The following is a 24,926-nucleotide window of genomic DNA, read 5'->3' as shown; positions in this document are numbered from 1 at the left end:
ATGGAAGGAGTGATCCGGCATGACGACTTTGACGCAGCAAGTAGATGCGATCATTACACAGCAGCGAAATTATTACGACCAATCCTCTACAAAGGATGTTCATTTTCGTAAAGAGCAGCTTGTAAAGCTAAAGCAAACGATAAAAAAATATGAAAAGCAAGTGCTGGAGGCGCTAAGGCTTGATTTAGGTAAAGGTGAATTTGAAGCCTATACAACAGAACTCGGAATCGTGTACGACAGTATTAGCTTTATCATTAAAAATATCGAGCGCTGGGTAAAGCCTAAGTCAGTAAAGACACCTCTGCATTTCCAGCCTGCCAAAAGCTTTATTGTGCGAGAGCCATACGGTGTGGTGCTAATTATCGCTCCGTTTAACTATCCATTCCAGCTTGTGATGGAGCCTTTAATCGGTGCAATTGCCGGAGGCAATACAGCCGTTATAAAGCCTTCTGAAGCAAGCGTCCATACGACACAAATCATTAAGCTAATATTGGAGGAAGCATTTGAGCCTAATTACGTGAGTGTTGTAGAAGGAGAGAAGGAGATGGTGACGGCACTTATTCATGCCCCCTTCGACTTTATCTTCTTTACTGGCAGCGTTGCGGTAGGTAAGGTTGTAGCAAAAGCTGCGGCTGAGCGATTGACCCCTTATGTGCTGGAGCTGGGTGGAAAGAGCCCTACCATTGTTAGTGAGACAGCCGACTTAGAAGTCGCAGCCAAGCGTATCGCTTGGGGTAAATTCAGCAATACAGGACAAACGTGCGTGGCACCTGATTACGCTATCGTACACGAAAGTATATATCCAACATTTGTAGAGCTGCTGAAAAAAACAATAAAAGACTTTTACGGGCATGATCCACAGCAAAGCACAGACTATGGTCGCATCATAAACGAGCGTCAATTCGACCGGCTGCACCATATTTTAATCGCTGAAGAAAGCAATATAACACTGGGAGGAAGCATAGATCGCCAAGACCTATATATTGAGCCAACGATTATTGAACATGTAACGTGGAATAGTGTAGTAATGGAGGATGAGATATTTGGCCCTCTATTACCCGTACTAAAGTATAGCTCTTTGGATCATCTAATCAGAGAAATTCGTAGGCTGCCTAAGCCATTAGCTGGTTACTTATTCTCGACAAACGAAAAAGAAACACAAACGTTTCTACAGGAGCTGCCATTTGGAGGCGGCTGTATCAATGACGTCGTAGCCCATGTTGGCAATACACATTTGCCTTTTGGCGGTGTCGGCCCTTCAGGCAGTGGTGCATATCACGGTAAAGCGAGCTATGAATGCTTCACTCATCCGAAGTCGATTCTGCATCGTTCAACAAAGCTTGAAACCGGCTTGCTCCACCCTCCTTACAACTCGCGAGTAAAGCTCGTTCGAAAAATATTAAAGTAGGCTAATTATGGTTAGCGCCATGCTATGCGCACAAAAAAAGATGTTGCCTCGGGGGCAACATCTTTTTTGTAGTGCTGTATCATCGTACTCTTCTTTACAGTAGAATGATCGCTTTATCTAATCGCCTAGTTGTCTAAAACTTCACGACGATTTTTCTTAAGCATTTTCGATAGAATTTCATACATCACCGGTACAATAACTAATGTTAACAGCGTAGAGCTCGTAAGTCCGCCGATTACAGTAATCGCAAGACCTTTAGAGATCAAGCCGCCACCTGCACCACCGAATACAAGCGGAATCATAGCACCGATTGTCGCGATCGCTGTCATTAGAATCGGACGAAGACGCGTCGCACCAGCTTCAAGAATCGCTTCACGCAATGTCATACCATCGCGTTCCATATGAATGATGCGGTCAACATACACGATAGCGTTTGTTACGACAATACCGATCAGCATCAGAAGTCCCATCATGACCGATACAGAGATCGTTTCATTAGCAATGTACAGACCAACGAATACACCGATAACTGTAAACGGAAGAGATAATAGGATAACGAATGGAGCAAGTCCTTCTCCGAATGTAACGACGAGAATAAAGTATACAATCGCAATCGCTGCCAGCATTGCTACAGCTAGCTGAGTGAAGGTTTCAATAATATCCGCCATTGCACCGCTGTTACCAAGCTCAACACCTTTAGGGAATTCAAGCTCGTTAACCTCTTTATCCACCTCGCTCGATGCTTTGGATACATCATCGCCTAGGATTGTACCTGATACGCTAGCATAGAATTGACCTTTGCTGCGTGCAAGTGTATTCAGCGCATAGCCTTCTTCAACTTCCACAAGATCGCCTAGTGTAAGCTGTGCACCTGTTACTGATTGTACAGGAAGCTTAAGCATATCCTCTACAGATTCAGGCGTTACTACTTCTTTCTGAACGATAACCTCTACTTTGTTACCGTCACTTTCAACTGTAGTCAATACTTCCTTAGAAGTATCTGGGTATAGCATCATAACGATTTGCGCTGTCGTCAGACCATGCTGCAGCAGCGTTGCTTGATCAACATGGAATGTAAATGCCTCATAGCTCTCTTCACGAGTAGAGGATACATCCTTCAATTGCTCATTGCCTTTCATAACCTCTTCGACCATTAGGACTGACTGCTCTAGATCATCGAGGCTTTCGCTGTATAGCGTATAGCTAAGCTCGTTGCTGGATAGTGCTGACATCGAGAAGTTCTGGCTTGACCAGCGTCCCGGGTGTCCAATCTCTTCAACGTACTGCTCGATCTCCTCACGAACCTCTGGGAAGTTCTTCATATCTGGATCGAAGATAACATACATAAGTGAACCGCCGGCGCCGCCCATCATCATCGTCTGCATATCTGCACTTTCCGCTGAGGAAATGGATAGCTGAACGATATCGACATCTTCACGCTCAAGCAGCTTTTGCTCTACTTCAGAAACATGCTTAATTGTATCTTCTCTAAGCTCACCAGCTTTAGGTGCGTAAGTAAGATACATGACCTTCTCCTCGTCACTTCCAAGGAAGCTCAGTCCAACTAGACCAGAGATCGGAATGATACAGCTTCCCACTAATAGGACAAGCGAGATAATGACGGTAATAATTTTATGGTTCAATGTCCATTGAAGTGCACCACGATATTTTTTCGCAAGTGCTCCAACTTCTTTATGCTTGGATTCTGATTTGGCTGCATAAAGCTTTTTCTTGAACAAGAAATGAGACATAGCAGGAACGATCGTAATGGCAACAATTAGCGATGCAATCAAGGCAAAGCTCATCGTCAACGCGAACGGTACGAAAATCTCACCAACCATGCCGCCAACAAATACAAGCGGTGCAAATACGGCAACCGTTACAAGTGTAGACGATAGAATTGGCTTGAACATCTCAATCGTCGCTTCACGTACTAGTGCACGACCATTCAGCTTCTCTTCCTTCAGATGCAATCTTCGATAGATGTTTTCGACGACGACAATCGAGTCATCAATTACACGTCCAATCGCAACAGTAATCGCACCTAATGTCATAATATTAAGCGTTATATCAAGCCAGTGTAGAATCATCAAAGCCATAAATACGGACACTGGAATGGATACAATCGAAATAATTGTAGATTTAAAGTCGCGTAGGAATAGTAGAATAATAATGACAGCTATAAGTCCACCGAACAGCGCTTTTTCAACCATCGTAAGCACCGCTTCTTCAATCGGCTCACCTTGGTCTAACGAAGTCTCTACAACAAGCTCAGGAAAACGCTCCTGCTCTTCTGCCATTAGATCTTTAACTGCATTCGCAACCGTTACTGTGTTAGCATCCTGTGCTTTAATAACCTGAATCGCAATGGCATCTTCACCATTTGTGCGAGAGATGGATTGAACCTTACCAACAAGCTCAATCGATGCAAGATCACTTAGCTTCGCAACAGGAGAAGGATAGTCAGCCGTCGGCGTTACTGGTATTAGCATATCGCCAAGCTCTTCTATGGACATAAACTTACCATCTACTGCGATAGCCTGTTCAGCTTCCGTAAACTCGAACAAACCGAGAGATGTATATAAGTCACTTGCTTTAATTAGGTTCGCAATCGTTTCTTTTGTTACCCCAAGGCTCGCCATCTTCTCTTCATCGTACGTCAGCTCAACCTCTTCAATATGCTGACCCGTAATTGAAGCAGAAGCAACCCCTTCAATTTTTTGCAGCTTCGGTAGAAGAACCTCTTCTACTGTGCTCGTTAAATCAACGATATCACCAGAGGTACTGCTCACACTGAGCGCAAGGATCGGCATCATATTCATGCTAATAGCCGATACTGAAGGTGCCTGTGCATTATCTGGCAGCTTAATATCATCTAGCGCGGATTTCATCTCACGCTTCGCTTCATCCATATCTGTTCCATAATCATATTCAACCTGAATACTTGCTACACTGGAATATGAGCTGGACATGACGGTCTTCACACCGCTTAGATTTTCAAGGGTTTTCTCTAGCGGAATCGTAACATCCTCCATTACCTGTTCAGCAGTTGCTCCAGGATAAACACTCATAACCATTAGATAAGGAATAGAAATGTCCGGTATCGTCTCCATCTTCATTCTTACAGATGAATACATTCCAGAGAATAGAACAATTAACGTTAGTAGCCATACTGCTAACTTGTTTTTCACTACGAAATTAACTATTGACCTCACTTACACACCTATCCTTTCTTGACTATTTTTTCTCTATTTTTTATACTAATGACCGGACGGTCATATGTCAACACAGACCTAAGTTGAGGTGAAAATTATGTCTAAGCGACAATTAATTATGGATACAGCAATTGAGCTATTTGCAGAAAAGGGCTACGAAGCCACATCAATACAAGAGATTACAAAGCACTGTGGCATATCCAAAGGCGCTTTTTATCTAGATTTTAAATCCAAGGATGAATTGATTCTAGCCATTATCGATTACATTATTAGCAATTTTGGTACGAAAATTGACCGCGTGGTCAACAGCGCTGTAGACGGGGAACATAAGCTGTTTCTTTATTACTCCAGCATATTCGAATTCGTTAATAGCCACCGTAGCTTTGCGTTAATCTTTTTCACAGAGCAAATCCACCAAACGGGTCAGCTGCGTAAGGTTAATTATGAGCTTTTCCACAAATTTACGTTTTATGATGAGCAGTTTTCATACTCGATCCTTACCTTGCTCGAATCGATCTATGGTGATGCTGTCGTCCGTACCAAATACGATCTGATGCTCTGCGTAAAAGGGTTTATTAAATCTTATTGTGAATATGTATTGATGCAGCGCACACCAGTTGATATCGTTGCTTTATCGCAGAGCCTCGTCGACAAAACGAATATTCTCGCCAAGCACTCACGCGCCGTATTTCTAATGAATCCAGAATGTTTCAAGGTGAACAACTCACAGCAGATCACGCTTTCTTATATCGTCGAGCAAATCAACTCCGTAGAGCAAATGACAACAAGTGATCTAGAGAAGGAATCGCTTCACATCTTAAAGAACGAGCTGACGAGCGAGCAGCCTAGTGCTGCCTTAATTCAAGGGATGCTGCACAATCTGAACCAATACTCAAGCAGCTATTATATTGTTTCCTTAGTGAATCACTACCAGCATCAAAAGTAATCTAGCATTAGCCCGCTGCTTCACAATATGTAAAGCTTGGCGCTTGCTCAGCTTGCGCCTGCTGCAATCCTTGTCCACTTACCTTCTGAGTTCGTTTTACGAATTTATAGCTGTTACGTTTCGTATTTTTTACAACTTCAACAATTGTTAATATTCCCCCTTTCTTCTTTTCCTTACTCATACAGAAGACCTAACCTCAGAGCATTGCATTCATAGCAAACAAAGCTTATAGTAATTTTATTACTTTAAAGGAGGCTGAGATCACATGACTTACATTAATCAACCCTTTCACATAAAAGGAATGGAGCTGAAAAACCGTGTTGTCATGGCTCCGATGTGCCAGTACTCTGTAGAGGCACATGACGGAATTCCGACAGAATGGCATCAGATTCACTATGCCTCACGAGCAATAGGCGGTACAGGTCTAATTATTGTAGAGATGACTAACGTAGAGCCTCGTGGACGCATTACCGATCGCTGCCTCGGCCTATGGTCAGATGAGCAGGTTCCTGCATTTAAGCAAATCGTTGATTCTGTGCATCGTTATGGTGCAAAGATCGGTATACAAATTGCACACGCTGGTCGTAAAGCACAGGATGCTGAGCTTCCTGTTGCACCTTCCAGCATCTCCGTTACACACGATGATACAACGCCTAAGCCTTATGCTTTAACGACTGAGGAAGTACAGGACATGGTGCTTCGATTCAAAGAAGCTGCGGAGCGAGCTGTCGCTGCTGGCTTTGACTGCATCGAGCTTCACGGCGCTCATGGATATCTCATTCATCAATTCCATTCACCTGGCATTAATAAGCGCGATGACCAATATGGTCAGGATGTCGCTCTGTTCGGCGAAGAAGTCGTTAAAGCCGTGCGCAGCGTCATGCCGAAAAACATGCCGCTCTTATTCCGCATCTCTGCCATGGAATATATGAAGGACGGTTATCAGGTTGAGCACGCCATCGAGGTCGCTAAGCGCTATCACGCTGCTGGTGTAGACAGCTTCCACGTTTCTTCAGGTGGTGAAGGCCCCGTATCTGTCGTACAGCCCGGACATCACGCTGGCTATCAGGTACCGTTAGCTAAAGCATTCAAGGATGCATTCCCTGAACTACCTATTATTGCTGTAGGCAAGCTGGAGCAACCAGCCGTAGCTGAGCAAGTGCTCGCTAACCAAGAAGCCGATCTAATCGCAATTGGACGCGGCATGCTTAATGACCCATACTGGACACTGCATGCCATTAAAGAACTGACTGGCACTGTGAATCCACCCGTACAATATGAGCGCGGTATGTAAAAAATTTAACATAAACTAGAAGGGCTCTGCATCAGCCTACGGTCTGATGCAGAGCCCTACCTTTGTCGTACACCTAAGCACGATATCACTCAAGTTCTCACTTAAGCTCTCTCTTACATATAAACATTATCGCACAGCTACATAACGTCTACGTGTAGCCACTATGGTTTGGATCATCTAGTCGCCGTCCTACATCTGGATAAGTTCCACATATGAGCTTCTAACGGTAGCCGCAAGCTGCTGTATAGGCATGGACAAGCTGCAGCAAATCATCGCTGACATAATCCGGCTGCTGCTGGGCGTGTGCTACATCCTGCTGAGTTGCATTGCCTGTTAGAACGAGTGCTGTTTTCATCCCATGCTTGCTGCCTAGTCCAATATCTGACGTCATGCTATCACCGACAACGATGCATTCCGATGGCTCAAGTCCAAGCACTGTAAGTGCTGCACCTGCCATCATCGCTGACGGCTTCCCCATTACATGGGATACTTCCACTCCTGTTGCGTGAACGATAGCGCCGATCATTCCAGCAACATCAATACTATCCCCTTTCTCAGTAGGGAACATCTTATCCTCATTTGTTGCAATAATGCGTGCTCCATGTCTTACCGCGCGAAATGCCTTGTTTAGATCCTCGTAGGTCAAGCTCTCATGCAACGTAATTACAAGCCACTTTGCCTCTTCAGGCTCATTAGCGATTACTACGTTATGCGAACGAAGCTCCTCCTCCAAGCCTGGATCACCGAATGGCCAAACTGCTTCTCCGGGATAATGCTTCTGTAAAAATGCAGCGGTCACGGTAGAGCTTAATAATATTCGATCAGCTTCAACATCTAAACCCATGCGATTCAGCTTCTCCCGGCACATTGCTCTTGAATAATTACCACGATTACTTAAGAATACGAACGGTATATGTAGTGATTTAAGTATATTTACAGCCTCAATAGCGCCTGATATCGCTTGCTGTCCCGTATAGACTGTGCCGTCCAGATCGATAATAAACCCTTTAACACTCTCCATATCCCCATCTCCCCTTTACATCGCTTCCTTCAACATGATCAGATAGTCATTCCATGCTGCCTTAAATCATCGGTAAAACAACACCACCGTATATAAATGCAGCAAGTACGACAAGAGCAGGATGAAGCTTCTTGATCGCCATCGCCCACCAAGCTACTGCTGCGATAATAATCGTTTGCAGCCATCCGATATCGACCATCGAGTCCTTGGCCATCTGCCACGTCAATACGACCATCAGCATCGCAATGACGGGTTGCACGAGCAAGCTAATGCCCTTAACTATCTTCGATTCGCGGTGCTTTTGCAGAAGCTTTAACATCACGATTAATGCAATAATCGAAGGCACAATTGTAGCTGCAAGCGCAACAATCGCTCCGACGATCCCTCCCACATCATAGCCAACATAGGCGGCAATTTTCGTAGCGATCGGTCCAGGCAACGCATTGCCTAATGCGATAATATTTGAAAATTCATTGGACGTTTGCCATGCGTATTTGTTAACAACCTCTTCGTATATTAGTGGTATAGATGCAGGGCCGCCTCCATAGCCTAAAATATTTGCGATTAAAAAGCCGAGCAGAAGCCATACAAGCTCAATCCAATCCATTAGGAGCGGCCTCCTTTAAGCTTATGCAGGGTAGCCTTTAAGCGGTAATGTATACTGCCATAGCCTATGAATAGAACAATAACAATGGCAGGATGCAGCTCTACCCACTGCAGCAGCAGTATTGCAATAATAAAAAACGCGATTCCAGCAGCTATACCTAAGCCCTTCACAGCTTTTTCGGCAAATTCGTACGCCATCATGCCCAGCATTACGGCTACAACAGGAACAACTGCACTGATCATGCCTTGAACGATCGGCGAGCTGCTAAAAAATTTAACCATCGACATACAAATAATCATCGCTACCGAAGAAGGAAGAATATGAGCGAGCACAGCGATAATTGCCCCCAGTGTACCTTTTAGGCGATAACCTAAGTAACCAGCCATTTTTGTCGCAATAGGCCCTGGTAACGTATTAGCTAGCACAAATACCTCTGCAAATTCCTCGTCGCTTAGCCAGCCATATTGCTGCACTGCTTCATGGCGAATAAGCGGAACAACGGAAGGGCCACCGCCAAAGCCAATCACACCTGTTTTCATCATGCCCCATATGATTTGCCTGTATTGTCCCATTATGAACTTTCTCCATTCTTGTCACTTTAGCATCTATAGCAGCCCTCTTTTCTCTTAGCTCAAGCTTGACTGCCTCCTTCATTATACAACAGCGATAACACATTTATAGTCACATAATGAACAAAGTCAGCTGCTGCCACTAATTAGACAGAATAAACATTTTGTCTTAGGTTCATTTTGACGGTATAATCAACAACAGTTTTTACGAACACTGAAAGAGATAGACTGACGGAGGACTATATCGAATGGCTAGACGTTTCATATCCATCCTTTTATCGATCATTGTGCTTACATCGCTGTACTTTTTCATAGATTCAGCAATCAACATCCATAGCACCGTTGCAGAGCTTAATGATCGATCTACAGCTGAGCAAGCAGCAAAAAGAGTTATTCTTATCGCTCAAGAGCTCGATACTCCTTACTGGAAGCTGCTCAAGGAAGGGGCAGCTGAGCAAGCAAAAAGCTATGGTTATATGCTGCAATACGTCGGACCACAGCGCCATGATCCCGATGAGCAGACAAGATTGCTACAAAAAGCTATTGCAGCAAAACCAGATGCAATTATTACACAAGGACTCCAGGGTCAGGAAGCATTATTCGAGCTTGCACAGGACAGTGGCATTGCGATGATTGCGATTGATACAGATGTTGAATCCAGCAGCCGCATCGCTTATGTTGGCACAGACAACGAATTAGCTGGCAAACAGCTAGCACAGCTTATGCTATCAAAGATAAAGCAGAAAGAGCTGCATGTCGGTGTGATCATCGGCAGCTATGCACATAATCAGTCGGAGCGACTTGCAGCGTTTCAAAACGCATTAGCAGACCAGCAGCATATTGAGCTTGTCGAAGTACGCACCTCTAACATCTCACGCTTGCAGGCTGCCGAGATGACCGTTGATCTACTACAGCAATACCCACATATTAATGTATTTGTCGGTCTGAGCGGACTGGATGCAATCGGTATTGTAGACGGTCTTGATGCAGCAGGTCATAAGAATATCGCTGTGTTTGGCTTTGATAATTTGCTCAATACGGAGTCGCTTATTCAGCAGGGTAGAATTGTTGGGAGCATCGTACAACAGCCGGATATCATTGGTCAGCAAGCTATCGAAGTGCTTCATCACTCGATGGAAGGGATGCCCTATGCTGAACAAAACTTTATCTCTACCTACGTTCTTACCGCAGAGCAGCAGAACGAGGTGCAACGATGAAAATTAGAAATATGCTTTTTATCGTCATTCCGCTCCTCTTTCTAATCAATGGAAGTATTAGTTATTTGTTGTTTAGCAGCAGCAATCAGGTCAATACGAGCTACCTCCAGCTACAAGAGCGTTTACTTGTCTATGAACGTTTGAATGAATACATACAGAACCATATTCAGCTTGCAGATCAATGGCTAACGACACATTCTAAGGATGCCTATGACGCTTTTCAGCAAGGTTCCCAGCAGATGAACAATGAGATCCTTCGCTTGAAGGACTATGGCCCGCCTGCCAACGGAATGGTGGATGCCTTAAGCTATCAAGCATTAATTGATGGATATCAAGCGGTGGAGCAATTACTTCTTGCCTCCTCTACGCAAAACACCCTGCTCTACTCATCGTATCTCGATCAAGCAGAGCTGCTATCGGCGTACATTATCGAGGACAGCTATCGCATGATTGGGTTAGAGCTAGAAGCTTATGAAGAACGGTCAGAGGAAATTCGAAGTCAAGTGGCTAAGATGAGGATATCTGGCATGATGCTGCTGATCGGCGTTACATTGCTATGCTTATGGCTCGCTTACAGAATATCAGCTTCCATCTCAGCTCCAATCCGTCAGCTTGCCCAAACTGCAGAAGGCATAGCACAGGGCAATCTTGATCAGCCTGTAGCTCAATATTCGAAGCAAAGTGACTTTTATCGGTTAGGTGCTGCATTCAAGAAAATGCAGCAGCAGCTTAAACAATATATTGCTGCGCAAAAGGAAACACTAGAGAAGGACAAGCAGCTTAAGGAGATGGAGCTAGAGGTGCTTAAAAGTCAGATCAATCCTCATTTCCTCTTCAATTCCTTGAATGTAATGTCTAAGCTTGCGCTTATTGAAGGCGCAGAGCGAACAAGCGATCTAACGGTCGCGATGGCTAATTTGCTTCGCTATAACCTCAAGCAGCTCGATACGCCCGTTCCACTGCGCGATGAGGTGAAGCACGCGAACGATTATTTCTATATTCAACAAGCTCGCTATCGAGATCGAGTAAAATTCGAGACGGATATAGACGAAGAGCAGCTCGATACTACTGTTCCTGTGCTTACGCTGCAGCCGTTGCTAGAAAATATATTTGTACACGGCATAGAGCAGCTTGAGCGCAACGCAGTGATCACGCTGCGCATTTACGGGAACACCGAGTTCACTTGGATTACTATCGAGGATAACGGTATAGGGATGAATGAACATACAAAGGCTCAGCTGCTCGATTATGAGCAAAGGCAGACAGCATCAGCTAAGCAGAGCAAACCACACCAATCTACTGGACTAGGAACTCGTAATGTATTTCGGCGTTTACAGCTCTTATATGGAGCGCAGCACGAGGTTCAGATAGACAGTCGTGAAGGTGAAGGAACATCAATCACACTACGTATCCCGCGTCAGAAGGGAGATTTATAATGTATCGTATATTGATTGTCGATGATGAAGCGCTCGAGCGCGAAGGCATGCGCTGGATTATGACAAATATGATAAAAGAGCCTTTGGATATTATTGAAGCCGAGAACGGAAGAGATGCCATCCAAAAAGCAAGCATTCATAAGCCTCATATTATTTTTATGGACATTCGCATGCCGGGAATGGACGGCCTGCTAGCGCTCCGCTCCATAAAAGCAGAATCACCACAGGTCAAGTTCGTGCTTGTCACAGCCTATGATTATTTTGATTATGCGCAGGAGGCGCTGCGTCTCGGGGCAAACGACTATATCGTTAAGCCTGCCAAGCGGCAGGAAATCACCGCGCTTGTTGAACGCTTGATCGCTGACATCAAGCAGGAGCAAGAGGCAGCAGAAAGCACAAAAGCTCGTGAGCAGCAGCTTGTAGAGCTCATTCCGCTAGTTAAGTCGGAGCTTGCACTTGGCTTAATCGCTGAGACGATTGATGAGCAAGAGCTGCTCAGCATGGCTGACTCTTTGCAGCTGCCGCTTGATCAGGTATGTGCACTCGTTATTGCACTTCCTGACAGTGAGTTGCTAGCCAAGGAGCTTGTACAGCAGGTCAGGACGCTGCAGCTGCAGCTAAAGTCAAGCCGTTATTATAGCTTTAGCAGTACACTGGTGAACGAGCATATTGCACTGTTTCTATCTGGTGATGAATCTATACGCTCCGAGGAGCTACAGGATGAAGCAGAGCGATGGAGCAGTGAACTCATTGACAGCTTTAAGAGCTGTGCGCCGCAGCAGCAAGTCATGATCGGCATCGGATCGAGCCATGAACATATACAAGGTGCCCGGCGTTCCTATTATGAGGCCGTTTTTGCTTCCACTACCGCTACAGGACATCAAGCGAGCAGCAGCTTCCAGCACATTGAGCACCACAGCCCGCAGCCGCTGCTGCAGAACAAGGCCGAGCAATATGCCTATGTTCAGCAAGCAATCACGCTCATACGACAAGAACGAGAGCAGCACACCTACTCGGTCATTGATGCAGCAATCAGCTATATGAATCGAAACTATAAGCGTGAGCTGTCGCTTGAGGAGGTTGCCGAGCAGGTTCGTCTGAATCCGTACTACTTTAGCAAAGTATTCAAGCAGCAGACTGGAGAAACCTTTATCGATCACATTACGCGCATCCGTATTGAGCATGCTAAGCGTTGGATGAGTCAAAAGGATATTAGCCTAAAGGAAATATGTTATCTTGTTGGCTATAATGACCCCAATTATTTTAGCCGCGTCTTCAAGAAGGTGACTGGTATTACGCCATCTGAATACCGCGCAAAACAATCGTCAACATAAGCTCTTAAAAATGTGCTAGCATTCGACAAATAAGTGAAGATATCTCCTCAGCCAAGCAGCAAAATATCATGCTAGAATAACACTCGACCATGAAAAAAGCATAATCTTGTGCTGGAAGGAGTGTACAATGACATCAACACAACAACAAGCTTCAACACTTAAATTTGTTACACTTATATCTATCGTTGCCGCAATTGGCGGCTTATTATTTGGCTTCGATACTGCCGTTGTATCAGGAGCTATTGGATTTATGGAAGAAAAGTTCGACCTGAATCATTTTCAGGTAGGTTGGGCTGTATCCAGCTTAATCGTCGGCTGTATTGTCGGTGCTGCCTTTGCAGGTGTGCTAAGTGATAAATTCGGTAGAAAGCGCGTGCTCGTTGCTGCCGCTATCTTATTTATTGTTAGCTGTATCGGATCTGCTACACCAGAGAGCTTTAACACGTATATTATTTTCCGTATTATTGGAGGACTTGGCATTGGTATCACCTCTACCCTTTGTCCACTATACAACGCGGAAATCGCTCCGACCAAGTACCGTGGGCGTCTCGTAGCGTTGAATCAGCTAGCTACCGTTACTGGTATATTCCTTGTCTATTTCGTTAACCTATGGATCTCTAACAGTGGGGATTCCGTATGGCAGGTAGAAAGCTCCTGGCGCTGGATGTTCGGGGTTGGCGCTATACCTGGTCTTATCTTTCTCGTTGCTCTATTCTTTGTACCAGAAAGCCCGCGCTGGCTCGTTAAGCAGGGTCGTCGTGACGAAGCAAATGTCATTCTGAAGAAGATTCACGGAGAAGCGCTTGCTGAACAGGAAATTGTTGATATTGAGCAATCGTTTAAGAAAAAGCAAGGCACATTCTCAGAGCTGTTTAAGAGCCCTACGTTAAGAGCTGCTCTAATTGTTGGTATTGTGCTTGCTGTGATGCAGCAATTCACAGGTATTAACGCTGTAATGTACTACGCTCCTGAGATTTTCAAAGCAGCGGGTGCAGGTACAAACACTGCACTTACGCAAACGATTTTTGTTGGATTTATTAATTTCGTATTCACGATATTAGCGATTTGGCTGATCGATAAAGTCGGTCGCAAGCAGCTGCTCATGTTCGGCTCTGCTGGCATGGCCATTAGTTTGCTCGTTATTTCCTTTGCATTCCAATCTGAGCAAATTAACAGCACGGTTCTATTGATCTTCCTACTGCTTTATGTAGCATCCTTCGCTGTATCATTAGGTCCAGTCGTATGGGTGATCATGTCTGAGATCTTCCCGAACCATGTGCGTGGCATAGCGACTGCTATCGGTTCTATGTCGTTATGGATTGCAGATTATATCGTTTCTCAATCGTTCCCGTCGCTGCTTACATCGATCGGGGCATCACCAACCTTTATTATTTTTGCTGTATTGTCCGTCTTCACGTTCTTCTTCACTTGGAAGAAGGTTCCCGAGACGAAGGATATACCGCTCGAGAAGATCGAAACACTTTGGGCAAAATAATGCTCATGCAGCATACACATTGAATATAGGATGAAGAGAGGCTGGGACAAAACTAGCTTCTCATAAACAAAACAGGGATGAAATCGATTCAGATTTCATCCCTGTTGCATATTGCTTGTTACTTATGGGTGAAAACTTACGTCCTCACCGCATACTTTCTCAAGTTAACAGCCAATAATGCTAGACCAATATCATATTCGACTTTAGATTTCCCTCGAAGCATAAAACGAGTGAAACCTAAATTAGCCTTCAAGAAGGCAAAAACTGGCTCTACGTCAATTTTTCGTTGGCGGTAGAGCTTGTTTGTTTTGTCTTCTGAAAGCTTCTCTCTCACATAGGCTTTTTGCTGCTCCCATGTTTCATTGATCATGAGCGTACGATTCGTTCCCTCTTGTGCTTTGGTGCAGGTAGAACGGAATGGACAGTCGGTACAATCCTCACACTCATACAACTTGAATTGACGTGTAAAGCCTGATCGATCTCTTCGTGTCACCTTGCGCTGAAACCATAGTTTCTTTTCATTCGGGCATAGATAGACATCTTGCTCCGCATCGTATACCCAGTTACTCGTTTGGAAAGGGTCTGTCTTGAATCTTCTTTTTTGCTCGTTCAAGTAATGAGCATACGTGAGCAGAGGTGTACGGTTGATCTTCGTTAAAATATGATCATAATTTTGTTCACTGCCATAGCCTGCATCCGCAACAATATGTTGAGGTAATTCAAAGTATTCTTCTTCAATGGTATGTAGGAATGGAATCAACGTTTTTGTATCGGTTGGGTTAGGGAAAATGCCATAGGCCAACGTGTATTGCCCTTCGGTTGCAATTTGGACGTTGTAACCAGGCTTGAGTTGTCCGTTTTTCATGTAGTCGTCTTTCATACGCATGAAGGTGGCATCATGATCTGTTTTAGAATAGCTGTTGCGTGCACCTAAAATGTCTAGATCCTTTTCATATTTTTGTTTACGTCCAATCCATTCTCGAACCTGCTTGACCATTTGCTTAGGCGTTTTACGTTGACGGCGTAGCTGCTTACGCTCAGCGACGTCCTCTGTATGAGCGATGGTTTGTGTATAGTCCTCTACAACTTCCTCTAGTTTTTCTGCAATTTCTCGCAGTTGTTCATTGGAAAGCTGCTCATCCTGTTCACGAGCCATTTCAGGAATGATCTTGTTGTTCAGCAGTTCATTGTAGAGCTGATTGGATTGTTCAATGAGTCTACGGTGATGCTTTTCGATGGCTTTTTTCCAAACGAATGTAAACTTATTCGCATTGGCTTCGATCTTTGTACCGTCAATAAAAATAGCCTCCTGATCAATGAGCCTTTCTTCAACTAATTGACAACGAAACTGAATAAAACATTGACGGATAAGAGTTTTCATTTCGGGATGAATACGAAAACGATTAATGGTGCGGTAGCTAGGCTCATACCCTTGGGCTAACCACATCATACGAATGCTGTCCTTCGTTAATGCTTCGATTTTTCGACCTGAAAAAGCAGACTGAGTATAGCCGCATAAAATAAGTTTGAGCATCATGCGTGGATGATAAGCTGGACAACCTGAATGACGAAGAAATGAAGCAAAGGCTTCATCTGGAATAGTTTCTACAAGATGATGGATATGAAACGCAATGTCGTTTTCTTGTAATTTAACTTCTAAATCTAGAGGCAAAACTAATTGATTCATGTTATAATCTTTAAACATAAGGAACACCTTTCCTGTTGGATTTGTTTTGTGGTGATTCAATTTTAACAGATGGTGTTCTTTTTGTATTTAAAAATATTAAAGCCGTTGAAATTTTACTCGTCGTAAAATTTCAACGGCTTTCTTTGTTTGTTAGGGCTGGGTTTTGTCCCAGCCTCTTCTTCATAGAGCCTCCTGCAATACAGTCCTTCTTCATATATTGCTTCTACGTTAACAATACGTATTTCCCAGCTCCCAGCTCATCACAATCCTTGCAGTCATAGCCATATGCTTCAATTGATCGTAGCTGTTGACTTCGCATGACCTCTGCGATGCTTGGCAATCACACCATGGCGCGGTGCTCCAATAAAGCTGATCAAGAAGATAATCCCTGTCGCTAACGCCATTGCTCCTGAGATGGAGGTATCGAGCAAAACTGCCATATAGTAGCCACTAAAGGCTGAAATTATTCCAAAGATGCTACTTAGCACAAGCATAATAGAAAGCTTATCTGTCCATAGGTAAGCAGCAGATGCTGGAGTAATGAGCATCGCAATAACGAGTATCGCACCTACTGCATCAAACGCTGCTACACTTGTAATGGAAACAAGGGACATGAACACATAGTGCATGAGCGTAACTGGTATTCCGATGCTTGCGGCGAATACAGCGTCAAAGGACGTAAGCTTCCATTCCTTATAGAATAGCAATAGAACAGTTAAGATGACGATCAATACAATGACTAGGCTAACAACGGCTTTCGGCACTTCACCTACGAGAGGCAGCAGCACTTTATTCCATGGGATAAACGTAATCTCGCCCATAAGTGAGTGCTGAACATCCAGATGCGCATTCCCTGCCTTCGTCGCAATAAGAATAACACCGATGGCAAACAGCGTTGTAAATACAATACCGATAGAAGCCTCCTGCTGCACACCAAGCTGGTGGAACCATTGTACAAGCACAGCGGTTAACAACCCCGCTACGACCGCGCCGATAAACATATGAATTCCGCTTAGCTGCAGGGTAACTAGATAAGCAACAACGATACCTAGCAGTACCGTATGACTAATCGCATCTGCCATCATCGCCATTCGTCTAAGAATAAGCAGCACACCGACAAGCCCGCAGCTTACACCAACCAATGAAGCGGTAAGGAGAATCCAAGCTGTATAGCTCATCCTCTCCCTCCTTCCACTGCCTGCTCTGCCAGTATTGTATTTTGTCTCTTAAGCTGCGCACGCTTCCGTTGATATAGTATAACTAACAAGCCTTTGCTCGTTCCGAGCAGCAAACTGATGACAAACATCGCTGCTGCGGCTACGACGATAAATGGACCTGTAGGCCAGCCCTTCCCCAGCGTACTGAGTAGCGTGCCGCACACACCCGCTCCTCCACCAAATATTGCAGAGAGCACGAGCATTCGTCCAAAGGAATCTGTCCAATAACGCGCACTCACTGCCGGAATAATCATGAGGGCTGCGATTAATATGACACCTACCGCTTGAATGCCAATAACAATTACGAGCACAAGAAGAGATGTATACAGGATATTCATTGATTTAACGGATAAGCCAAGCCCCTGAGCATAGCTTGGATCGAACAACGCAAGCTTCCATTCCTTAAAAAAAAGATAGACAAGGACAATCACACTAATGGCTAAAATAGTAAGCAGTATCACATCGCTGTGGACCATTGAAGCCGCCTGCCCGAATATAAAATTATCAAGCCCGCTCTGACCGCCGCCTGGCATACGATTAGCATAGGTGAGCAGCATAATGCCGAGTCCAAAAAATACGGAAAGTACAATGCCCATCGCCGCATCCTCCTTCACTCTGGAGGAGCTTCGAATCCACTGCACAAGCCAAGCTCCGATCAGTGCGCTTATGGCAGCTCCGATCAGCATCGCAGGAAGCTGCTTCGTGCCTACTGCAATAAACCCAAGCACAACGCCAGGCAACGCAGCGTGAGATAGAGTATCACTCATTAGGCTTTGCCTTTTCCAATAAGACAACACCCCAACCACTCCCGCGGCCATCCCTAGCAGCAAGGTGCTGAGCAGCACCCACTGTGCATTGTAAGACAGAAAATTCATCGTCTACACCTTCTCTCTCATCCAGCGCAATGCTCCGCCATACGTACGATGCAGCTGATGATCCGTGAACGTATCAGCTGTCGCGCCGTGCGCAATGACCGTACGATTGAGCAGCAGCACATGATCGAAGTAATCCTCTACTGTCTGCAGGTCATGATGAACGACCATCACCGTTCGGCCTTTCATTTTCAATTGCTGCAGTGTATCCATAATGATACGCTCCGTGGCAGCATCTACTCCTGCGAGTGGCTCATCTAAAAAGTAGATCTCCGCATCCTGAACAAGTGCCCTCGCTAGAAACACCCGCTGCTGCTGACCACCTGACAGCTGACTGATTTGCCGATCAGCATATTGCTCCATTCCCATTACACGCAGTGCTTCCAGCGCTTGATCGCGATGTGACTTACGCGGCCGCTTCAGCCATCCGATTCTTCCATATAGCCCCATAAGCACAACGTCTAAGGCATTTGTAGGAAAGTCCCAATCAACGGATCCGCGCTGTGGCACGTAGCCAATTTTTGTTTTTGCGCGTCGATAGGATTGACCTAAAAAGCTAACCTCTCCCGTTGTACGTGGATGCAGCTCCAGCATCGTTTTGATCAAGGTTGATTTCCCTGCGCCGTTTGGTCCAACGATACATGTTAACGAACCTGGCATTACCTTGAAGCTGATCTCTGACAGCACCTCGTTTTTGCGATATGCAGCACTTAAATGATTTACCACTATAGCGGCATCCATATTAATCACCCTGACCTGTTAATGCTTTTGATATGGTCTCAACATTATGTGCATACATCCCGATATAGGTTCCTTCCGGCGTTCCTGCGGCTCCCATTGCATCCGAGAATAGCTCTCCGCCAAGCTGAACATCAAGACCATTTTGCTTAGCACCCTCGATGACCGCATTGATGCTGTCTGGATTAATGCTGCTCTCTATAAAGACAGCGGGAACCTGGTGCTCCATTAATATCTCAATGGTGTTCTCAATATCACTTAAGCCGATCTCATCCTCTGTGCTTAGCCCTTGCAAACCGATCACGCTAACCCCGTTCGCTGCGCCGAAATATCCAAATGCATCATGAGCCGTAACGAGTATGCGTTTCTCTGATGGAATCTGCATGAGCTTCTGCTTGCTTTCATCCTTCAGCTGATCGAGCTGTGAGAAATATTGATCGCGGCTCGCTTCTAGCTGCTCCTCATGCTCTGGCAAATTAACAATTAGCTCATCAACTGCCGCGCCCAGTGCCGTTTTCCAAAGCTCAATATCAAACCAAATATGTGGATCCTTCGCTCCAGTTTCATCCTTAAGTAAACGCGCTTCCTCTACTGCCTCACCAATCGCAACGACTGATTTACTTTTGCCCATCTCATGGAATACTTCAAGTAGATTCGCCTCAAGATGTAGTCCGTTATAGAAAATTACATCGCTTTTTTCTAGCTTAGCAATATCTCCCGTCGTTGCCTTGTGCAAATGCGGATCAACGCCTGGCCCCATTAAGCTCGTAACGGAAATGAGATCCCCTCCAATGACAGACAGCGGCTCAGCGATTTGAGCGATCGTTGTAACGACGTTTAATTTGCCGTCATTATCAGCATATTTATTATCTTGACCAGCCTGACAAGCAGATAGCAGCATGACAAGTCCAATAAGCAGCACCACCGTACTACGCAATGTTTTCATTCTCTTCATCCCTTCCAATTAATTTAAACTTAGTATATGATCAATTTTGCTCTAGTGCAACATTTTTTGTTATAGACAAAATTTATAGCCACAAACAATAGTTATAGATTAAAGCAATACTTATGGCTTGAACCAATATAGAACACAAAAAAAGAGCAGATCCCAATATCAACGACTATTGGTGCCTGCCTTCTATGTGCTATGCACAATCTATTCAATTTTCTTATGTACAAGCTATTCGTCATAATCAGCCAGGATCGGAATTCGCAGTATGCACTGGAAGCCTTGCTGCCTTGCACTTATAAATTTTAGATTGGCGTGTAAACATTCCGCTCTACTATAGATGCCCTTCAATCCAAACTTAGACCAAGCACTCAGATCGATCTCATCCATGCCGTTGCCATCATCACTATAATCAAGCGTATAATAGCTATGATCTTGATAGAGCATTAGCTTCACTCGCCTCGCATCTGCATGTTTTTCAGTATTATGGAGCAGCTCTTGAATAATACGATACACATGAAGCGCTCGCTCTCCTCCTAGTGCGTACTCTGGCCAACTATTCATATAGTCGATCTCTAAATACGTACGAAGCTGCAATCGATCTAGTAAAAACTGCAGCTGACTCTTCAGCTCTCCTTCCGCTAATCTTGGAGCATATTGTGTCTGACAAAATTCACGCAGTAAATAGATACTGCTGGCCTGCTGCTCACGAATACGCATTATTTTTTTTCTAAGCTCCAGCTTATTCGCCATCTCCGGTGTTTCAAGCAGCGCATCAAGCTCACGCAACGCAATGACCTGCTCCTGTAATGCTGTATCGTGCAATTCTCTTGCTAGTTTGATTTTTTCTTGTTCTAGCTGACGCATGTAAACTGTAACCGTTGACTGTTCTTTCTGATTCGTATAAAGATCCTTTAGCATACTTTCACTCTCCAATTCCTCTATCGTATATCATCGCTGCTACCACTCCGTGTATAGCTGCTTATACTTTTACTCATGTAAACTGCTTATACTTCGTATTAGGTAACTCCTAGCTCGATAAGCTTGTCTATCTTCCTATCTGAAATTCTTATCTCTAGACTGTTGATCAGTATCCCAGATTATGTATATTCATTCGGTTATGCTATAGTATAAGAACTAGAACTGCAAGAACAGATGGACTTATATCGATAGGGAGGAATACGATGATTATTACAACAACTTCAACAATCGAGGGATATCCTGTGAAGCAATACCTAGGTGTAGCAACAGGCGAAGTTATTATGGGGGCTAACGTTGTTCGTGATTTCCTAGCTTCAATTACTGATATTGTAGGAGGTCGCTCCGGAGCATACGAAAGCAAGCTTCAGGAAGCACGCGATGCGGCTATGGCAGAAATGCAGGCCAAGGCTGAAAGAGTTGGTGCGAATGCGATTATTGGTGTAGACATTGATTATGAGGTCATTCGAGAAGGAATGCTCATGGTGGCTGTCAGCGGTACGGCTGTTCGCATTTAAGAAGGGGTTGATCAATTGCCATGATTCATACCTTAACCATTTCTACGCAAAAGCGCGATGCTATGATTGACATTACAAGTCAAGTGAAGCAGTTTGTACGTTCAACCGGAGTGAAGGAAGGACAGGTAATTGTCTATTGTCCTCATACAACAGCAGGAATTACAATCAATGAAAACGCCGACCCAGATGTCGTTATTGATGTACTTCGTCGATTGGATGAACTGTATCCTTGGCACCACGAGCTTGATCGTCATGCAGAAGGAAACACTGCATCCCATCTAAAAGCAATAACGACCGGCTCAAGCGCATCCGTAATTATACATAAAGGCGAGCTAATTCTAGGCATATGGCAGGGCATATATCTCTGCGAGTTTGATGGTCCACGCACTCGGCAGGTAACCATAAAAGTAATGGCTGGTTAATCACAACCGCTTATGTCTTAGCCTATTAATAACATATCATAGTGGAGCCATTAGCAGTGGCTGTCGTCATATGATGTCGATTTATCATCTTACAATGCATGTTAATCCGCATATGGGCACATATAAGAAAACAGGTGGAAAGGAATCCACCTGTTTTTTTGGCGTTTATAGCGATGTGAAATGAGATAGCACAAACAAGGCCGGAGAGTTCCAATAAATCGTAACCTCATTCGTTGCGTAGCTATCCTCATGATCCGCATAGCAAGCAGCTGGCGCTCGATTCTGAAGATGCTTCGCTGCATATTCATCCTGCAGATTTTTGTTAGGCCCGCCTGATACCATGCCTGGCACAGGAGCATCTACTCCATCTCCTACAGAAGGACGATGATGCGGATGGGTCATCGCAGAATGTCCGTATCCGCTAATGTAGCTTATGCCATTAACGTTCATCCCAAGCAAATAATGCACATGTGCTGCAATAACGCCTTCATAGCGTTGATGTCCTTCGACATGCTGCGCGAACAGCATAAGCATCGCGTGATTCATAACATCCATATTGCTACCCCAGCGATATTGCTCTGGCAGCATGGAGATACTGTAGCCATCCTTACTGCTTACATCAGCAAGCTGATCCGCGTGTGAGGATAATGCTTGCTTCAGCTCACTGACGATTGCTTCCTCCCTCTTATGCTCGCACAGCAAGTAACTCATTGTTCCGTACCCGCCCATATCTGCCCAGCCGAGTGATGTTTTATTGAAGCTGCTTCGCTTTGCATAACGAAGGAAAGCAGCGTGGTATTTATCGTTGCCAGTTGCTCGATATAGCTCAGCAGCGGCCCAGTAACGCTCATCCTCATCCTGAGAATCCCCATACTCTCCCGTACCAACGTCAGATGGATTGCGGAAGCCTTCAACATCCGGATGCTCCTCTAGCCATTGCCAAGCACGCTCAGCTGCCAGCAAGCAGCGCTCGGCATAATGCTCATCGTAGGCTGCATAAGCCCTGGCAGCCATCGCCATGGAAGCGGCAAAGCTAGCAGTTGCGGTAGCTGATATCGGCATCGCATATAAATCAGCCGTGTCATCCTCAGGCATCATATCTAATGGTGGAAACTGCAATGTTGTCAGCTTATGATATACACCGCCTGTTGCCGCATCCTGCATCTTAAGCATCCAATCGAGCTCAACCTTAACCTCATGAAGCAGATCATCCATGACGTCATTACTTTCCGGAAGGGGTACTTTTCGTTTGAAGGTCTGAGGATATAGCTCATAGGCAAGTAACAGATCGGCAATAGCTTTACCTGCCGCAACGATATACTTGCCGTAATCTCCAGCATCATGCCAGCCTCCTGTACCGTCAAAGGTCAGCTCGGGCTGTCCATGCACATGAACGAGCGAGTGATGACAAGCAGCGTGAGCCCAAGGCCCAGCGTACTCGGAGGTCAACTCTTCACCACAGCGTAAGTAATAGAACGCCTTAAGCACTGCAACCTGAACATCTTCATACACATGCGAAGAGATAGAGAACGGCCAGGAGCTACCTTCCTCTCCTACAATACGATACCTACCCTCACGAGTAACATGAGAGAAGTCAAGCTTGCATACCGTCACTCCACTCGCTTCATCATACTGCTCGGCAGAGCTTTCCCCCTCCCAGATGACCTCATCTGAGTCAATCGCTACTAAACGATACTTGCTTTGCTTACCTTGAATAACAGCAAGCTTCGCGTCATTGGGACGATAGCCAAGCTGGTTAATTGCAATATAATTCTCATTCATCATTCGTGCCTCCTTGTCTTCAGTTACGTATGTATGCGCTCACATAAAGCTGTCTAATAGGATGTATTTCATGCTCATTATTGTAGCACAGCAGCCCTCTATTGTATGTAACATATGGAACCATATGGATTAATGCTAGTCTTATAACATATGATTCATCGATCATGCCATTGCGTTTAATCTCTACCATATGGCAAAATACATGTAGACTGACCAGCATGTTCATCCTGTCAGCCACTTTCTCGCGGCTGGTACAGCACATCTATCATTTGGAGGTTGAATGAATGAGAACCATGAAGCTTGGAACAACAAATCTTGAAGTCCCAGTTATTGCAGTAGGCTGCATGCGTATTAATTCTTTGGATAAAAATGAAGCAGAGCGCTTCGTACAATCGTCGCTAGAGCTAGGTGCTAATTTCTTTGATCATGCAGATATTTATGGTGGTGGACAATGCGAGTCCATCTTCGCTGATGCGGTACATATGAACGATGATGTTCGTGAAAAGCTGATCCTACAATCCAAATGCGGTATTCGTAAAGGGATGTTTGACTTTTCGAAGGAGCATATCCTTCAATCTGTGGATGGAATACTACAACGTTTGCGTACGGATTATTTGGACGTATTGCTGCTTCATCGCCCAGATACGCTTGTGGAGCCAGAGGAAGTTGCAGAAGCCTTTGATCAGCTAGAAAGCTCTGGCAAGGTTAGACATTTCGGAGTATCCAACCAAAATCCAATGCAAATTCAGCTATTACAAAAATATGTAAAGCAGCCGCTTGTAGCTAACCAGCTTCAGCTAAGCATTACGAATACAACAATGATTAAACAAGGCTTCAATGTTAATATGGAAAATGAAGCTGCAGTTAATCGTGATGGCAGCATCCTAGATTTCTGTCGCTTGAATGATATTACTATTCAGCCTTGGTCACCTTTCCAATATGGCTTCTTCGAAGGCGTATTCTTAGATAATGAAAAGTTCCCTGAGCTGAATGCTAAAATCAATGAGGTTGCAGCTAAGCACAATGTAAGCAATACAACGATTGCCATTGCATGGCTGCTTCGCCATCCTGCTAAAATGCAGCCTGTTACGGGAACGATGAATATTAGCCGCCTGGCAGACTGCGTTAAAGCGGGCGACGTTAACCTTTCTCGCGAGGACTGGTATGCTATCTATTTAGCAGCAGGCAATATTTTGCCATAGCACCAGAACATAAACACTC

At 44.8% G+C, this 24,926-nt stretch carries 22 protein-coding genes and 1 pseudogene; 10 read left to right on the top strand and 13 right to left on the bottom strand.

Annotated elements, in window-relative coordinates:
• Nucleotides 1-19 precede the first annotated feature (19 nt).
• Nucleotides 20-1,408 (top strand): aldehyde dehydrogenase, encoded by a 1,389-nt coding sequence (locus tag NSQ99_RS03895; RefSeq protein ID WP_340835187.1) that lies wholly within the window; start codon nucleotides 20-22, stop codon nucleotides 1,406-1,408.
• A gap of 125 nt (nucleotides 1,409-1,533) precedes the next feature.
• Here the strand turns inward: NSQ99_RS03895 and NSQ99_RS03890 are convergent, their stop codons facing one another.
• Nucleotides 1,534-4,623, bottom strand: coding sequence for an efflux RND transporter permease subunit (locus NSQ99_RS03890; RefSeq protein ID WP_340835184.1), 3,090 nt, complete (start codon nucleotides 4,621-4,623; stop codon nucleotides 1,534-1,536).
• 97 nt (nucleotides 4,624-4,720) lie between these two features.
• Here NSQ99_RS03890 and NSQ99_RS03885 point away from each other — a divergent pair, with 97 nt between their 5' ends.
• The gene (locus NSQ99_RS03885; RefSeq protein WP_340835182.1) at nucleotides 4,721-5,569 is read left to right on the top strand and encodes a TetR/AcrR family transcriptional regulator; all 849 of its coding nucleotides are present in this window, start codon (nucleotides 4,721-4,723) and stop codon (nucleotides 5,567-5,569) included.
• Nucleotides 5,570-5,576: 7 nt separating this feature from the next.
• On the opposite strand, the gene NSQ99_RS03880 is transcribed toward NSQ99_RS03885, so the two are convergent.
• Nucleotides 5,577-5,750, bottom strand: a complete 174-nt coding sequence (locus tag NSQ99_RS03880; protein ID WP_340835180.1) for a hypothetical protein — start codon at nucleotides 5,748-5,750, stop codon at nucleotides 5,577-5,579.
• Nucleotides 5,751-5,834: 84 nt separating this feature from the next.
• On the opposite strand from NSQ99_RS03880, the gene NSQ99_RS03875 reads away from it, so the two are divergent.
• Entirely contained in the window at nucleotides 5,835-6,863 is a 1,029-nt protein-coding gene (locus NSQ99_RS03875) for an NADH:flavin oxidoreductase/NADH oxidase (protein WP_251666848.1), read from the top strand.
• A 220-nt stretch (nucleotides 6,864-7,083) separates the two neighbouring features.
• Here the strand turns inward: NSQ99_RS03875 and NSQ99_RS03870 are convergent, their stop codons facing one another.
• The 3 genes from NSQ99_RS03870 to NSQ99_RS03860 form a co-directional block, all read right to left on the bottom strand.
• Entirely contained in the window at nucleotides 7,084-7,884 is an 801-nt protein-coding gene (locus NSQ99_RS03870) for an HAD-IIA family hydrolase (protein WP_340835179.1), read from the bottom strand.
• Nucleotides 7,885-7,945: 61 nt separating this feature from the next.
• Complete coding sequence (locus NSQ99_RS03865; protein ID WP_285855667.1) at nucleotides 7,946-8,491, bottom strand: chromate transporter; 546 nt, start codon at nucleotides 8,489-8,491, stop codon at nucleotides 7,946-7,948.
• Nucleotides 8,491-9,063 carry a chromate transporter gene (locus NSQ99_RS03860; RefSeq protein ID WP_251666851.1) on the bottom strand — a complete coding sequence of 191 codons (573 nt, stop codon included), beginning with the start codon at nucleotides 9,061-9,063 and terminating at the stop codon, nucleotides 8,491-8,493. The genes NSQ99_RS03865 and NSQ99_RS03860 overlap by 1 nt, the downstream gene beginning before the upstream one ends.
• 245 nt (nucleotides 9,064-9,308) lie before the next feature.
• Here NSQ99_RS03860 and NSQ99_RS03855 point away from each other — a divergent pair, with 245 nt between their 5' ends.
• From NSQ99_RS03855 to NSQ99_RS03840, 4 genes are all read left to right on the top strand, one after another.
• On the top strand, nucleotides 9,309-10,277 hold the full coding sequence (locus tag NSQ99_RS03855; RefSeq protein ID WP_251666853.1) for a substrate-binding domain-containing protein: 969 nt from the start codon (nucleotides 9,309-9,311) through the stop codon (nucleotides 10,275-10,277).
• Complete coding sequence (locus tag NSQ99_RS03850) at nucleotides 10,274-11,713, top strand: sensor histidine kinase (protein WP_251666854.1); 1,440 nt, start codon at nucleotides 10,274-10,276, stop codon at nucleotides 11,711-11,713. The genes NSQ99_RS03855 and NSQ99_RS03850 overlap by 4 nt, the downstream gene beginning before the upstream one ends.
• Nucleotides 11,713-13,047 carry a response regulator gene (locus tag NSQ99_RS03845; RefSeq protein WP_340835177.1) on the top strand — a complete coding sequence of 445 codons (1,335 nt, stop codon included), beginning with the start codon at nucleotides 11,713-11,715 and terminating at the stop codon, nucleotides 13,045-13,047. Before NSQ99_RS03850 ends, NSQ99_RS03845 begins: the two co-directional genes overlap by 1 nt.
• 127 nt (nucleotides 13,048-13,174) lie before the next feature.
• Nucleotides 13,175-14,542, top strand: a complete 1,368-nt coding sequence (locus tag NSQ99_RS03840) for a sugar porter family MFS transporter (protein WP_251666857.1) — start codon at nucleotides 13,175-13,177, stop codon at nucleotides 14,540-14,542.
• 151 nt (nucleotides 14,543-14,693) lie between these two features.
• Here NSQ99_RS03840 and NSQ99_RS03835 read toward each other — a convergent pair.
• The 6 genes and pseudogenes from NSQ99_RS03835 to NSQ99_RS03810 all read right to left on the bottom strand — a co-directional run.
• Nucleotides 14,694-16,247, bottom strand: a pseudogene (locus NSQ99_RS03835) (IS1182 family transposase); the annotation flags it as partial.
• 272 nt (nucleotides 16,248-16,519) lie between these two features.
• Nucleotides 16,520-17,407: a metal ABC transporter permease gene (locus NSQ99_RS03830; protein ID WP_340835175.1), complete on the bottom strand. Its 888-nt coding sequence runs from the start codon at nucleotides 17,405-17,407 to the stop codon at nucleotides 16,520-16,522.
• Entirely contained in the window at nucleotides 17,404-18,321 is a 918-nt protein-coding gene (locus NSQ99_RS03825; protein WP_340835174.1) for a metal ABC transporter permease, read from the bottom strand. Before NSQ99_RS03825 ends, NSQ99_RS03830 begins: the two co-directional genes overlap by 4 nt.
• A gap of 3 nt (nucleotides 18,322-18,324) precedes the next feature.
• Complete coding sequence (locus tag NSQ99_RS03820; RefSeq protein WP_340835173.1) at nucleotides 18,325-19,059, bottom strand: metal ABC transporter ATP-binding protein; 735 nt, start codon at nucleotides 19,057-19,059, stop codon at nucleotides 18,325-18,327.
• A gap of 1 nt (nucleotide 19,060) precedes the next feature.
• Nucleotides 19,061-20,011: a metal ABC transporter solute-binding protein, Zn/Mn family gene (locus NSQ99_RS03815; protein ID WP_340835172.1), complete on the bottom strand. Its 951-nt coding sequence runs from the start codon at nucleotides 20,009-20,011 to the stop codon at nucleotides 19,061-19,063.
• 225 nt (nucleotides 20,012-20,236) lie between these two features.
• A complete protein-coding gene (locus tag NSQ99_RS03810; protein ID WP_251666863.1) occupies nucleotides 20,237-20,926 on the bottom strand; it encodes a sensor histidine kinase in 690 nt (229 codons plus the stop codon).
• Between the two features lie 263 nt (nucleotides 20,927-21,189).
• Here NSQ99_RS03810 and NSQ99_RS03805 point away from each other — a divergent pair, with 263 nt between their 5' ends.
• Together NSQ99_RS03805 and NSQ99_RS03800 are read left to right on the top strand one after the other, a co-directional pair.
• Complete coding sequence (locus tag NSQ99_RS03805; RefSeq protein ID WP_251666865.1) at nucleotides 21,190-21,501, top strand: YbjQ family protein; 312 nt, start codon at nucleotides 21,190-21,192, stop codon at nucleotides 21,499-21,501.
• A gap of 20 nt (nucleotides 21,502-21,521) precedes the next feature.
• Nucleotides 21,522-21,923 carry a secondary thiamine-phosphate synthase enzyme YjbQ gene (locus NSQ99_RS03800; RefSeq protein ID WP_251666867.1) on the top strand — a complete coding sequence of 134 codons (402 nt, stop codon included), beginning with the start codon at nucleotides 21,522-21,524 and terminating at the stop codon, nucleotides 21,921-21,923.
• A 165-nt stretch (nucleotides 21,924-22,088) separates the two neighbouring features.
• Here NSQ99_RS03800 and NSQ99_RS03795 read toward each other — a convergent pair whose 3' ends face one another.
• Together NSQ99_RS03795 and NSQ99_RS03790 are read right to left on the bottom strand one after the other, a co-directional pair.
• Nucleotides 22,089-23,708 carry a glycoside hydrolase family 9 protein gene (locus NSQ99_RS03795; protein WP_340835168.1) on the bottom strand — a complete coding sequence of 540 codons (1,620 nt, stop codon included), beginning with the start codon at nucleotides 23,706-23,708 and terminating at the stop codon, nucleotides 22,089-22,091.
• A 16-nt stretch (nucleotides 23,709-23,724) separates the two neighbouring features.
• Nucleotides 23,725-23,895, bottom strand: coding sequence for a hypothetical protein (locus tag NSQ99_RS03790; protein WP_340835165.1), 171 nt, complete (start codon nucleotides 23,893-23,895; stop codon nucleotides 23,725-23,727).
• A gap of 94 nt (nucleotides 23,896-23,989) precedes the next feature.
• Between NSQ99_RS03790 and NSQ99_RS03785 the strand changes: the two genes are divergently transcribed.
• Complete coding sequence (locus NSQ99_RS03785; RefSeq protein WP_340835163.1) at nucleotides 23,990-24,907, top strand: aldo/keto reductase; 918 nt, start codon at nucleotides 23,990-23,992, stop codon at nucleotides 24,905-24,907.
• Nucleotides 24,908-24,926: the final 19 nt, after the last annotated feature.

It is taken from the genome of Paenibacillus sp. FSL W7-1287, assembly GCF_038004245.1.
GTDB lineage: Bacteria > Bacillota > Bacilli > Paenibacillales > Paenibacillaceae > Pristimantibacillus > Pristimantibacillus camelliae.
Note: the sequence above shows the minus strand (reverse complement) of the source record. Positions and strands in the feature narration are given on the sequence as shown.